At 72.2% G+C, this 12,661-nt stretch carries 10 protein-coding genes and 1 pseudogene; 7 read left to right on the top strand and 4 right to left on the bottom strand.

The genetic code is table 11. The features are described 5' to 3' along the window. Window positions 1–25 precede the first annotated feature (25 nt). From ITJ55_RS06605 to ITJ55_RS06580, 6 genes are all read left to right on the top strand, one after another. Window positions 26–1,057 (top strand): carbohydrate kinase family protein, encoded by a 1,032-nt coding sequence (locus tag ITJ55_RS06605; protein WP_370544051.1) that lies wholly within the window; start codon window positions 26–28, stop codon window positions 1,055–1,057. A gap of 56 nt (window positions 1,058–1,113) precedes the next feature. Beyond that, window positions 1,114–2,382, top strand: a complete 1,269-nt coding sequence (locus ITJ55_RS06600) for an ABC transporter substrate-binding protein (protein ID WP_194594583.1) — start codon at window positions 1,114–1,116, stop codon at window positions 2,380–2,382. Further along, on the top strand, window positions 2,382–3,374 hold the full coding sequence (locus tag ITJ55_RS06595) for a carbohydrate ABC transporter permease (RefSeq protein WP_194594582.1): 993 nt from the start codon (window positions 2,382–2,384) through the stop codon (window positions 3,372–3,374). The genes ITJ55_RS06600 and ITJ55_RS06595 overlap by 1 nt, the downstream gene beginning before the upstream one ends. Beyond that, window positions 3,371–4,297, top strand: coding sequence for a carbohydrate ABC transporter permease (locus ITJ55_RS06590; RefSeq protein ID WP_194594581.1), 927 nt, complete (start codon window positions 3,371–3,373; stop codon window positions 4,295–4,297). The genes ITJ55_RS06595 and ITJ55_RS06590 overlap by 4 nt, the downstream gene beginning before the upstream one ends. Then, window positions 4,294–5,049, top strand: coding sequence for a glucosamine-6-phosphate deaminase (locus ITJ55_RS06585; RefSeq protein ID WP_194594580.1), 756 nt, complete (start codon window positions 4,294–4,296; stop codon window positions 5,047–5,049). Before ITJ55_RS06590 ends, ITJ55_RS06585 begins: the two co-directional genes overlap by 4 nt. 101 nt (window positions 5,050–5,150) lie before the next feature. Beyond that, window positions 5,151–8,183 carry a glycoside hydrolase family 2 TIM barrel-domain containing protein gene (locus tag ITJ55_RS06580; protein ID WP_194594579.1) on the top strand — a complete coding sequence of 1,011 codons (3,033 nt, stop codon included), beginning with the start codon at window positions 5,151–5,153 and terminating at the stop codon, window positions 8,181–8,183. A gap of 135 nt (window positions 8,184–8,318) precedes the next feature. Here ITJ55_RS06580 and ITJ55_RS06575 read toward each other — a convergent pair whose 3' ends face one another. From ITJ55_RS06575 to ITJ55_RS06565, 3 genes are all read right to left on the bottom strand, one after another. Continuing rightward, on the bottom strand, window positions 8,319–9,251 hold the full coding sequence (locus tag ITJ55_RS06575; RefSeq protein ID WP_194594578.1) for a MetQ/NlpA family ABC transporter substrate-binding protein: 933 nt from the start codon (window positions 9,249–9,251) through the stop codon (window positions 8,319–8,321). Between the two features lie 134 nt (window positions 9,252–9,385). Beyond that, a complete protein-coding gene (locus ITJ55_RS06570) occupies window positions 9,386–10,192 on the bottom strand; it encodes a methionine ABC transporter permease (RefSeq protein ID WP_194594577.1) in 807 nt (268 codons plus the stop codon). Then, window positions 10,189–11,310, bottom strand: a complete 1,122-nt coding sequence (locus ITJ55_RS06565) for a methionine ABC transporter ATP-binding protein (RefSeq protein ID WP_194594576.1) — start codon at window positions 11,308–11,310, stop codon at window positions 10,189–10,191. The genes ITJ55_RS06570 and ITJ55_RS06565 overlap by 4 nt, the downstream gene beginning before the upstream one ends. Window positions 11,311–11,501: 191 nt before the next feature. Between ITJ55_RS06565 and ITJ55_RS06560 the strand changes: the two genes are divergently transcribed. Continuing rightward, on the top strand, window positions 11,502–12,281 hold the full coding sequence (locus tag ITJ55_RS06560) for an SDR family oxidoreductase (protein WP_194594575.1): 780 nt from the start codon (window positions 11,502–11,504) through the stop codon (window positions 12,279–12,281). A gap of 186 nt (window positions 12,282–12,467) precedes the next feature. Here the strand turns inward: ITJ55_RS06560 and ITJ55_RS06555 are convergent. Continuing rightward, window positions 12,468–12,661: pseudogene (locus ITJ55_RS06555) on the bottom strand (Fic family protein); the annotation flags it as partial.

Here is a 12,661-nt window from a genome sequence, read left to right as displayed (position 1 = left end):
CGTCGATCCCACCGAGGAGGACCCCGTGCAGACCGCACCCCGCACCGCCCCACCCGCCGAGAGCGACGCCCTCGCCGGCATGCTCGTCGTGGGTCAGCTGTTCGCCGACGTGGTGTTCGGCGACCTGCCCGGTGCGCCCGTGCTCGGTCACGAGGTCTGGACCTCGTCGTTCGGGGCCGGCCCCGGCGGCATCGCCAACTTCGCCCTGGTGGGCGCCCGCCTGGGCGTTCCCACCTCGATCGCGGCCGCCATCGGTGGCGACACGTTCTCGACCATGACCCGCGCCTCCTTGGCCGCCGAGGGCGTCGACCTGTCGCACCTCGTCACCGTGCCCGGCTGGGCCCTGCCCGTCACGGCGTCCCTCGGCTACGGCGACGACCGCGCGCTGGTCACCGGCGGCACGCCCGCTCCGATCGGGTCGGACGCCCTGGTGCCCGACGTGGTGCCCGCCGCCGCCGTCGCCCTCGTGCACCTCGAGGAGGCGCGCAGCACCTGGATCGCGCGGGCCACCGCCCAGGGCACCCGCGTCTTCGCCGACGTCGGCTGGGACCCGTCCGAGCGCTGGGACCCGTCCCTGCTCGACCAGCTCGACGACTGCCACGCCTTCATGCCGAACCACCTCGAGGCCATGGCCTACACCGGCACCGACTCGGCGGTCGACGCCGCACGCCGCCTCGGCGAGCGCGTGCCGCTCAGCGTCGTCACCTCGGGCTCGGCCGGGGTCGTCGCGGTCGACTCGGCCACCGGTGCCGAGGTGCAGCGCGCCCCGTTGCGGGTGCGCGCCGTCGATGCCACCGGGGCCGGCGACGTCTTCGGCGCCGCGCTCGCCGTGGCCGGCTCGAACCCCGCGTGGACGCTGCTGCAGCGCGTCGACTTCGCCTGCCTCGTGGCCGGCGTCACCGTCTCCCGGCCGGGTGGTGCCTCGGGCGCCCCCCGGCTGGACGAGCTCGCCGACTGGCTCGGCGCTCACCCCGACGCGGCCGAACCCGGCCGCTACGACTTCGTGCTCGACGCCCTCCACGACCGGGGCGAGACCGGCACGACGTTCTTCTCCTGACCCGCACCCGTTCTTCCCCTTCCCCCGATTCGGCCCCCTCCCGATTGAGAGACCCCATGGCACACCCCACCCGACGTCGCGTCGGCAAGCTCGCCGGCACCGTCGCCGCGCTGGCCCTGATCACCCCTCTGCTCGCCTCGTGCGCCGGTTCGAGCGGGGGCTCGAGCACTGGCGAGACCGACGTCTGGATCTGGCCCGACGGCCTGAGCGACAAGGTCCTGTCGAGCGTCGACGAGACGACGCCCATCAAGGTGTCGACGATCGGCGGCGACTTCAAGCAGAAGCTCGTCACCACCTTCACCGGTCGCACCGGCCTGCCCGCCGTCAGCGGTGTCAAGGGCGAGGACATGCCGTACTTCCTCAGCGAGTCCGACCTCTTCACCGACCTGAACGACCTCGGGGCGAAGGACATCGCCGACCAGTTCCCGGCCTGGAAGCTCAACGAGGCCACGACCCCCGACGGCAAGCTGATCGGCATCCCGATCGACATCGGGCCGACGGCGCTCTACTACCGAGCCGACGTGCTCGCCGGCGCCGGGCTGCCGTCCGAGCCCGCCGACGTCGCCGCCGCGACCTCGACCTGGGACGACTACTTCGCCTTCGGCGAGAAGCTCAAGGCCGCCACCGGTGCCAGCCTCGAGGTCGACATGGGCGACGTCTTCACGAAGTCGGTCGGCCAGGGCACGGTCAAGTTCGTCGACGAGGACGGCGACTTCACCGGCGACAGCCCCGAGATCAAAGAAGCCTGGGACCGCGCGGTCGAGGCCGAGGAGAAGGGCCTGACCGCAGGCCTCACCGACGGCAGCCCCGACTGGGCGGCCGCGATCACGGGCGGTTCGCTGCCCACGCTGCTCGGTGCCGCCTGGTACCAGGCCGACATCAAGAGCGCCACTGCCGACACGTCGGGCGACTGGCGCGTCGCCCCGATGCCCGGTGGCCCGGCCAACATCGGTGGCTCGTTCTTGACGATCCCTGAGGGCACCGACGACCCCGAGGCCGCCTTCGCCGTCATCAAGGACATCCTCAGCGAGCAGAACCAGATCGTCGCCTACCAGGACAAGGGCATCTTCCCCTCGGCGACGGCCGCCTACAGCGCACCCGAGCTGACCGCCGGCGACGAGTTCTTCGGTGGCCAGTCGACCGTCGAGGTCTTCGCCCAGGCCGCGGCCGACATGCCCACCGCCTACACCAGCCCGTTCGACAACCAGGTCGCGGCGCCCTACATGACCGAGCTGCAGAACGTGCAGTCGCTCGGCAAGGACCCCGACCAGGCGTGGAAGGACGCGGTCTCGGCCGGCGAGGCCGCACTGAAGGCCGCCGAGTAGTGATCCCCACCGTGCTGAGCCCGGGAGCGCGCCCGGCGGCGCGCTCCCGGGCGGGGCTGCGCAAGAGCTGGCCCTACTACGTCGCCATCGCGCCGTTCTTCGTGCTCTTCGCGATCTTCGGGCTGTTCCCGGCGGTGTACTCGCTGGTGCTGTCGTTCCAGGACTGGAACGGCCTCGGCTCGCCCGAGTGGGTCGGCCTCGACAACTTCAGGGCCTTGGTCGCCGACCAGACCTTCTGGCTGTCGATCAAGAACACGCTGATCATCTTCGCCCTGTCGACCTTCCCGATGATGGTCATCGCCGTGATCGTGGCGGCCATGCTCAACTCGGCGAAGCGGTTCGGCACGTTCTACCGCATCGCGTTCTTCGTGCCGAACGTCACCTCGGTCGTGGCGATGGCGGTGCTGTTCGGTTCGATCTTCGGCGACAGCTTCGGGCTGCTGAACGCCGGCCTCCGGGCACTCGGCTTCGACGGCGTGGCCTGGCTGTCGACCCCCTGGGCGATCCAGGTCACCATCGCCGTGCTGATCACCTACCAGTGGACCGGCTACAACGCCATCCTGTTCCTGGCCGGCATGCAGTCGATCAGCGGCGAGGTGTACGAGGCCGCCAAGCTCGACGGTGCGGGGGTGATCCGCAGCTTCTGGTCGATCACGTTGCCGCTGCTGCGACCCACGATCCTGTTCGTGCTCGTGGTCTCGACGATCACCGGCCTGCAGAGCTTCACCGAGGCCCAGGTGCTGACGGCGTCGTCGTCGACGACGAACCCCAACTCAGGAGGCGCGGGTCAAGCCGGCCTCACGACGGTCCTGTACTTCTACCAACAGGCCTTCAACTACAACCGCTTCGGCTACGGAGCCGCCATCGCCTGGGCCGTGTTCCTGCTGGTCGTGATCTTCGTGATCATCAACTGGCGGCTGGGGTCGGGCAAGAAGGAGAAGCCCGTGGACGTCGATCCCGTCGCCCCGCGCGAGAAGGTGGTCGCGCGATGAGCACGATCGTGAACGCCGCCCGGGGCGTGACGGCCGAGGTCGTCGACGCCACCGCGAACGACGACCCGAGGCAGCGTCGGGGCCGGGTCGCCGGTCGCGGCGCGAAGGTGCCGACCTCTCGGGGTGTGCTGCACGCCCTGCTCGCGCTCGGCGCCGTGGTCTCGCTGTTCCCGCTGTACTGGCTCGTGGTCATGGCGAGCAACACCACGAGCGACATCTACAAGTCGCCGCCCGTGCTCGTGCCCGGCACGCACCTGTTCGACAACATCCGTGCGGTGTTCCAGACCATCGACTTCGGCGGCTCGCTGCTCAACACGGTGATCGTGGCCGTCTCGGTCACGGCGCTCGTGCTGTTCTTCGACTCGATCGCGGCCTTCACCTTCGCGAAGTTCTCGTTCCCGGGCCGCAAGCTGCTCTTCACCCTGCTGCTCGTCACCTTCATGCTGCCCGCGCAGCTCAGCGTGATCCCGCAGTTCATCACGATGATCAACCTCGGGTGGGTCGGTCAGCTGCAGGCCCTGATCGTGCCCGCCGCGGCCAACGCCTTCGGCATCTTCTGGCTGCGCCAGTACATCGTGTCGAGCGTGCCCGACGAGCTGATCGACGCCGCCAAGATCGACGGTGCCGGGTTCTTCCGTCAGTACCTGACGGTCTGCATCCCGCTGATCCGCCCGGGTCTCGGCTTCTTGGGCGTCTTCACCTTCATCGCGTCGTGGAACGACTACCTCTGGCCCCTCATCGTGCTGAACGACCCGGGCACGCTGACGCTCCAGGTCGCGATGAGCCAGCTGAACAGCGCCCACGGCAAGGACTACGGCATGGTCATGGCCGGTGCCCTGCTCGCCGTGCTGCCGCTGATCATCGTGTTCCTGATCGGCGCCAAGCAGTTCATCGGCGACATCGCCAAGGGGGCGCTGAAGTGACCGAGGCCGTCGTCGGCCCCGAGGTCGTCGCGGTCTCGGGTGCCGACGAGCTCGGCCAGCACGCGGCCGAGGTCGTCGCCGCCTTCGTGCGTGCCGAGCCCCGGGGCGTGCTCGGCGTGGCGACCGGCTCGTCGCCCGAGCCGCTCTACGCCGAGCTCGTGCTGCGCCGTCAGGACGGCCTGCGCACCTGCGGCCTGACCCTCGTCGCCCTCGACGAGTACGTCGGGCTCGAGGCCGACCACCCCGAGAGCTACCGCACGTTCGTGCGTGACCGCATCGCCCGGCCGCTCGGCATCGACGACGACCGGGTCGTCGTGCCCGACGGGTCGTCCGCCGACGCCGTCGACGCGGCCCTCGCCGCCGACGCGCACGAGAGGCGCATCGCCGAGCTCGGCGGTGTCGGGCTGCAGGTCGTCGGCATCGGCGCCAACGGGCACCTCGGCTTCAACGAGCCCGGTTCGCCCTTCGACGGCACCAGCCGCGTGGTCGAGCTGGCCGACCGCACCCGCCTCGACAACGCCCGCTACTTCGGCGGCGACGCCCGGGCCGTCCCGTCGCACGCGATCACGCAGGGTCTCGCCACGATCATGGCGGCCCGGCAGGTGCTGCTGGTCGCGCGCGGGCGCACGAAAGCCGCGGCGCTCGCCGCGGCCCTGCAGGGCCCGGTGACCGAGTCGGTGCCCGCTTCGCTGCTGCGGCGTCACCCCCGTGTCACGATCGTCGCGGACCGGGAGGCGCTGGGCGCGCTCTGACCGCCCCGCGCCTCCCGGCCCTTCCGCGGCTCACCCCATCCGCGCCTCCTCCCACCCGCGCCTCCTCCGGCCGCCGACCGTCCCCCACCACAGAGAGCACCATGACCCACCTCGACGACGTCGCCCCCGGTTCCGCCTCACGGCTCGCCCCCCGCTCGTGGCTGCACAGCGACGCCCCGACCCATTCGCTCGACGGGCCGTGGCGGTTCCGGCTGTTGCCCGAGGCTCCCGTCGACGACGAGGCCCGGGTGCCCGAGGTCGCGGACCCCGAGCTCGACGACTCCGACTGGGACGAGCTGCCGGTGCCCTCGCACTGGGTGCTGCACGGGCACGGGTCGCCGATCTACACGAACCTGCAGTACCCGTTCCCGATCGACCCGCCACACGTGCCCGACGAGAACCCCACGGGCGAGCACCGCCGTACCTTCGTGGTGCCCGCGGGGTTCCGCGGCGCGCGGCGCGTGCTGCTGCGCTTCGACGGGATCGACGGCCTCGCCACCGTGTGGCTGAACGGCGTCGAGCTGGGCTGGACGACGGGCAGCCGGCTGGCCACCGAGTTCGACGTCACCGACGCGTTGCTCGAGGGCGTCAATCACCTCGCGGTGCGCGTGAACCAGTGGTCGGCGGCGAGCTACCTCGAGGACCAGGACATGTGGTGGCTGCCGGGTGTGTTCCGCAGCGTGACGCTGGTCGCGCGCCCCGTCGACGCCCTCGACGACGTCGACCTGCGGGCCTCGTACGACCACGTCACGGGCGCCGGACGGCTCGACCTCGAGGTCGTCGGCGCGTTCCCGGTGACCGTGCGCGTGCCGGCTCTCGGCGTCGACGTCCGGTGGGCGACGCCCGACGACGTCGCGCCCGTCGACCTGCCCGCCGTCGAGCCGTGGAGCGCCGAACGGCCCCACCTCTACGACGCCACCGTGTCGTCGCCGGGCGAGACCGTGTCGCTGCGCGTCGGGTTCCGCACGGTGCTCGTCGAGGGCGACGTCTTCTCGGTCAACGGTCGCCGCGTGACGTTCCGCGGGGTGAACCGGCACGAGTCCCACCCGGTGCGCGGACGCGTCTTCGACGAGGCCGAGGCGCGTGCCGACCTCGAGCTGATGAAGCGGGCCAACGTCAACGCGATCCGCACCGCGCACTACCCGCCGCACCCGCGCCTCCTCGACCTGGCCGACGAGTACGGCTTCTGGGTCGTGCTCGAGTGCGACCTCGAGACCCACGGCTTCTGGGACGTCGAGTGGCGCGGCAACCCCAGCGACGACCCCGCCTGGCGCGACGCCTACCTCGACCGGATCGCCCGCACGGTCGAACGCGACAAGAACCACCCGAGCATCGTGATGTGGTCGCTCGGCAACGAGTCGGGCACGGGGCGCAACCTCGCCGCCATGGCGACCTGGCTGCACGGGCGCGACGCCACCCGGCCGGTGCATTACGAGGGCGACCTGGCCGGCGAGTACACCGACGTCTACTCGCGCATGTACCCGACGCTCGAAGAGATCGCGTCGGTCTGCGGTGAGCCGGCCACGACGATCCACGAGACCGAGGGCGCCCAGGGTGCCCGACAGCGGCAGAAGCCGTTCGTGCTCTGTGAGTACGGCCACGCGATGGGCAACGGCCCGGGCTCGTTCGCCGACTACGAGGCTGCCGTCGACCGCTGGCCGAGCCTGCACGGGGGCTTCGTCTGGGAGTGGCGCGACCACGGCATCGCCACCCGCACCCCCGACGGGACGCCGTACTTCGCCTACGGCGGCGACTTCGGCGAGGTCGTGCACGACGGCCAGTTCGTCATGGACGGCCTGCTGCTCTCGGACGGCACCCCCACGCCGGCCCTCGCCGAGTTCTCGGCCGTGATCACCCCGGTCCGGGTGCGCATCGGCGACGGCGCGCGCACCCTGACGGTCGAGAACCGTCGGCACGGCGTCTCGACCGACGACGTCGTGTTCACCTGGACCCTCGAGCACGACGGGCACGCCGTGGCCTCGGGCACCCTCGACGTGCCGAGCGTCAAGGCCCAGGCGACCACGACGGTCGACCTCCCGCAGGAGGCGCGCGCGGCAGGCGAGGCCGCCCGCGTCCACGAGGCCCACCTCACGGTCGCCGTGAGCACCCGCCACGACCTGCCGTGGGCGGACGCGGGCCACGTGCTCGGGCGCGACCAGGTGCTCGTCGCGAGTCGTCCGGCCGTCCGCACCCGCGCCTCCGGAGGGTGGCGGGGCGACGCGCTCGGCGCGCTCACCTTCGACGCCCGAGGGGCGCTGACGTCGTGGCACGGACTGCCCGTGGCGGGCCCCCGGCTCGAGCTGTGGCGCGCGCCCACCGACAACGACCGCGGTGCCGGGCAGGGCTCGTACGAGCTCGCCGAGCCCGAGTTGACCCACGGGCTCGGCGCCGAAGAGACCCCGCCGTCGGCGGAGCGCTGGCACGATCGGGGACTGCACCGCCTCGTCCACCGTGTGGTGTCGGCGTCGCGTTCGGAGCACGGCCTCGAGCAGTGCGTGCGCGTCTCGGCCGCGCACACCGGCACCGGCGTCGACGTGACCCACCGCTGGACCTCGACCGCCGACGGGGTGCTGCTGCGCACCGAGGTGGTGCCGTTCGGCCCGTGGGACTGCACCTGGCCCCGCGTCGGCGTGCGGCTCGACCTGCCGCTGTCGATCGCGTCGTGGCCAGTCGAGTGGTTCGGCACCGGGCCCGCGGAGTCGTACGCCGACAGTGCGGCCGCGTCCGGGGTCGGCCGGTTCACCTCGAGCGTCGAAGGGCTCTCGGTCGAGTACGCCCGTCCGCAGGAGACCGGGCACCGACCGGGGCTGCGGTCGCTGACGCTCGGGCGTTCGGGTGGTGCTTCGGCGGGTGCTGGGGTGTCGGACGGTGCCGGTGCGGCGCGGGGCCCGGTGCTGTCGGTGACGACCGTGCCCGACGGGTCGGGCCACCGCTGCGGGTTCCAGCTGGCGAGGCACACGGCGCAGCAGGTCGCACTCGCCGCGCACCCCCACGAGTTGCCCGAGCCGACGGCGCTGCACCTCTACCTCGACGACGCACAGCACGGGCTCGGCTCGCGCGCCTGCGGCCCCGACGTGCTGCCCCGTCACGCGCTCTGGCCCTCCGCCCGCGCCTGGGAGGTCGTGCTCGCCTGACCCGTGGCTGTGTTGCACCATCAACTGAACATCGCACCACGCATGTGCGCGGTGCGATGTTCAGTTCGTGGTGCGACACGGGGCGGCGGCGCAGCGCCCCGGCGCAGCGGGCCGGCGCAGCGCGCCCTGCGCGACCTACTCCGCGTCGAGCGGCAGCAAGATGCCCTTCACGCGCGGGTCGGTCGCGAGGAACTCCTGCACGGCCGGGTCCTGGAAGGCGGCGACGAGCTTCTTCACGTTCTCCTCGTCGGCGTAGTCGCTGCCGATGGTGAGCTGGCCGGCGAACTCGTCGGGTGGGGCGGGGGCGAAGATCTGCTGCTCGATCGGCACGCCGGCGGCGAGGTAGTACTCGGTGTAGCCGACGGCTGCGTCGAGGTCGGGCAGGGCCCGCGACTGCGCGGCGAAGTCGAGCAGGGAGAACTGCAGATCCTTCGGGTTCGAGGCGATGTCGTCCTGGGTGGCGTGGGCCTTGTCGACGCCGTCCTTCAGCGTGATGAGGCCGGCGCGCTCGAGCACCCAGAGCCCCTGGGCCTCGTTGGCCGGGTCGGAGTACAGCGACACCGTCGCACCGTCGGGCAGCTGGCTCGGGTCGGTGTATTTCGACGACCAGAGGCCGAAGCCCCAGCGGAACACCGGCGTCGCCGCTTCCTCCCTGAAGTCCGGGTTCGAGGCCAGCACCTGGCTCAACCAGAGTTCGTGCTGATAGACCGTGCCGGCGATCTCGCCCTCGCTGACGGCCCGGTTGATCGTGTTGCTGTCGCTCAGGCCCTTGAAGGCGACGGTGATGCCGTACTTCGGGGCGACCTCGTCGGCGACGAACTGCACGAGGGCCTGCTCGGACGCGTTGCCCTCGGCGGTGGCGACGGTCAAGGTGGCTCCGGCCTCGGCGACGGCCGGCCCGGCGGGTGACGTCAGGGGCACGACGATCGCGGCGGCGACGGCGACGGCGACGACCGCCACCGCGCCTCCGGCGATCCAGGGCCAGCGGCGTCGACGCTTCAGCTCGAAGCCGTGGTCGACCGTGGCGGGCGCGGTCTCGGGTGAGGGGGTGGGCGTGTTCTCGGGCATGGCTGTCCTTCGGGGGGAGGCAGGCGGCGCCTGCGGGCGGGAGGCGCGGTGCGAGACCGCAGGGGGGCGAGGAGGTGCGGTGCGAGAGCGTCGGGACGGGACCGTCGGGACGGGACGAGGAGGCGCTGCGCGGCTCAGACCGCGGCCGCCACCGGAGGCAGGTCGGTCACGCGCCGGCGCCACCAGCGGCGTCGACGGACCGGTTCGGGGCTCGTGGCCCGGACGGCGAGGTCGCCGAGCAGTTGCACGGCCGCGACCGTCGCGACGAGCAGCACGATCGTGACGATCATCACGGTGTGGTCGAAGCGCTGGTAACCGTAGGTGACGGCGACGTAGCCGATGCCCCCGGCGCCGATCGTGCCGGCGATGGCCGAGTACTCGATCATCGCGATCGTGTTGATCGTGAAACCCCCGATCAGGCCCGGCAGTGCCTCGGACAGCTGGGCGGTGCGGACGATCTGCAGGCGGGACGCCCCGCTCGCGGTCGCCACGCGCACCCGGTCGCTCGGCACGCTGCGCAACGAGTTCTCGACGATGCGGGTGAAGAACGCGATGCCGGCGATCGACATCGGCACCACCGCGGCGGCGATCCCGATGTTGGTGCCGGTCACGAACCGGGTGAACGGGACGATCGACGCCATCAAGATCAAGAACGGCAGGGATCGTCCGATGCTGATCACGGCGCTGAGCGCCGTGTGCACCGGCGCGTTCGGAACGAGGCCGGCAGGGCCGAGGTTGTGCACCAGCGCTCCGAGCGGCACGCCGACCAGCACGACGATCGCCATCACGATGCCGACCATCACGAACGTGTCGCCGAGTGCGGGCAGCACCAGGGCGGGGATCTGCGCCAACGGCACCGAGTTGTCGTACGCGGACGACGGGCTCGTACCCGTCGCGAGAACGGCCGTCGCGATCGGGTCGACGGTGATGACGACGTTCATCGGACGAGCTCCTGTTCGGGCGCGGGGGCGGTGGTGGGCGCGGATGCGGATGCGGATGCGGATGCGGATTCGGATGCGGGGGCGAGCACGGGCGCGGATGTGGGGGCCGGCACGGACGTGGGGGCCGACACGCCGGCCGGGTCGAGCGCGCGGGCGGTGAGCCCGAGTGCGGCGGCGACCCCGGGCAGGCGCGAGGCGACCGCCTCGGGGACGGCGACGGTCGCGTGGCCGACGGTCGCGCCTCCCAGGGTCTCGATCGAGGCGCCGAGCAACGAGACAGGCGAGCCCAGGGCCGATCCGAGCGTGGTCGGCCAGTCGGTCGGGACGTCGACCGACACGTAGTCGAGCCGCCAGGTGCTCGTACCGTCGGGGGCCGTGGCGGCCGGCCGGGTCGGCCGCAGCGCCGCGCCGAGCGCCGACGAGGGGTCGCGCAGCAGGTCGAGCACGCGGCCCCGTTCGACGATGCGTCCGTGGTCGAGGCGGGCGACCGTGTCGGCGATCTGCAGCACGGTGTCCATCTCGTGGGTGACGAACAGAATCGACAGGCCGAGGTCGTCACGCAGCTCGCGCAGCAGGTCGACGATCGAGGTGGTCGAGGCGGGGTCGAGGCCCGACGTCGCCTCGTCCGAGAGCAGCACGCTGGGGCGCAGGGCGAGGGCCCGGGCGATGCCGACGCGCTGCCGTTGGCCGCCCGAGAGTTCGTGCGGCCGGGCGTCGGCTCGATGACCGAGTCCCACCCGGTCGAGCAGCTCGGCGACGCGTCGCTTCGTCTCGGCCTTCGTCACGCCCAGGTACTCGAGCGGCAAGGCCACGTTCTGGGCGGCGGTCCGACGGCCGAAGAGACCGTCCGACTGGAACACCGTGCCGATCCGTCGACGTGCGACCCGGAGGTCGCGCTCGCCGAGGCGGGTCAGGTCGTCGCCGTTGACGACGACAGAGCCCGAGGTCGGTCGTTCGAGCAGCGTCACGCACTGAGCCAAGGTGCTCTTGCCGGCGCCACTCGGGCCGACGACGGCGGCGATCTCGCCGGTGTCGACCGTGAAGTCGACGCGGTCGAGGACGGTCGTGGCGTGCGATCCGGTCTCGTACACCTTCGTCAGCTGCTCGAGGCTGATCATGGGGGCTCCAGGGTGTCGGGTGCGGTGCCCGGCGCAGGTCGGTTCGGGGTGTCGCCGAGCATAAGGAGGCGCGGGTGCGGAGCACGAGCGCATGTCACGTCTTGCGTCGTCGCATGACGCCGTGTGTCGCACGACGCGACGGTGGTGCCACCTCGTCGGAGGGCCGGCACCCCGTCGGGCAGGATGGGCGCATGCCCGCACACACCGCGTCCCTGCCCACCGCGCTCGTCACCGGAGCCTCCGGCGGCATCGGCGCCGAGTTCGCCCGCCGGCTCGCTCCCGACCACGACGTGGTGATCGTCGCGCGCAGCGGCGACCGCCTCGAGCAGGTGAGGGCCGAGCTCGTGGCGACCCGCGCCTCCGGAACGTTCACGACGGTGGTCGCCGACCTGTCGACGCCCGAGGGTGTCGAGACCGTGCTGGCCGCGGTCGGCGACCGCCCGATCGACGTGCTGGTCAACAACGCGGGCGTCGGCTCGCACGGCGCCTTCGCCGAGGCCGACGCCGACGCGCAGCAGGCGCAGGTGCACCTCAACTGCTCGCAGGTGGTCGCGCTGACGCGCGCGCTGCTGCCGGGCATGCTCGAGCGCCGACGGGGCACGGTCGTGAACGTCGCGTCGACCGCGGCGTTCCAGCCGATCCCGACGATGGCCGTCTACGGGGCGACGAAGGCGTTCGTGCTCTCGTTCAGCGAGGCGCTGCACGCCGAGGTGCGCGGGTCGGGCGTCACCGTCACGGCCCTCTGCCCCGGCGCGACCGAGACCGGGTTCTTCGCCGCGACCGGACGGGACTTCCTCACGAGCGGGCGCCAGACGCCCGAGCAGGTCGTCACCGCGGCCCTGAAGGCCGTGCGTCGACGCCGCGCCGTCGTCGTCAGCGGGCTCGGCAACGCGATCGGCGCCCAGGCGCACCGGTTCTTGCCGCGGCGACTCGTGACCGCGGCGTCGTCGCTGGTCGTGCGCGAGCGCTAGCCGCGCGCCCGGCTGAGGCCGCCGTCGCCCGGCCCGAGGCCGCCGTAGCCGAGCCCGAGACCGCCGTCGCCCGGTCCGAGACCGCTGTCGTCGAGTCCGAGACCGCCGTCGTCATGCCCGAGACCGCCGTCGTCGAGTCCGAGACCGCCGTCGTCATGCCCGAGACCGCCGTCGTCGCGCCCCGCCTCACCCTCGCCCGCGCTTGGCTCGCACGGCGAACGCGTCGAGGGCGACGAGCACGTCCGGCGCCTCGTACAGGCGTCCCCGTCGCGCCTCGCCGATCGGCCGGACGATGCCGTCGTCGACCAGCCGCTCGATGCCGGCCCGGGCGTTGTTGGTCGCGACGCCGAGCTCGCGGGCGACCGACGGCACGTCCACGA

The organism is Frigoribacterium sp. VKM Ac-1396, assembly GCF_015350895.1.
Classification (GTDB): Bacteria; Actinomycetota; Actinomycetes; order Actinomycetales; family Microbacteriaceae; genus Frigoribacterium.
This window is presented reverse-complemented; position numbering and strand designations above follow the sequence as displayed.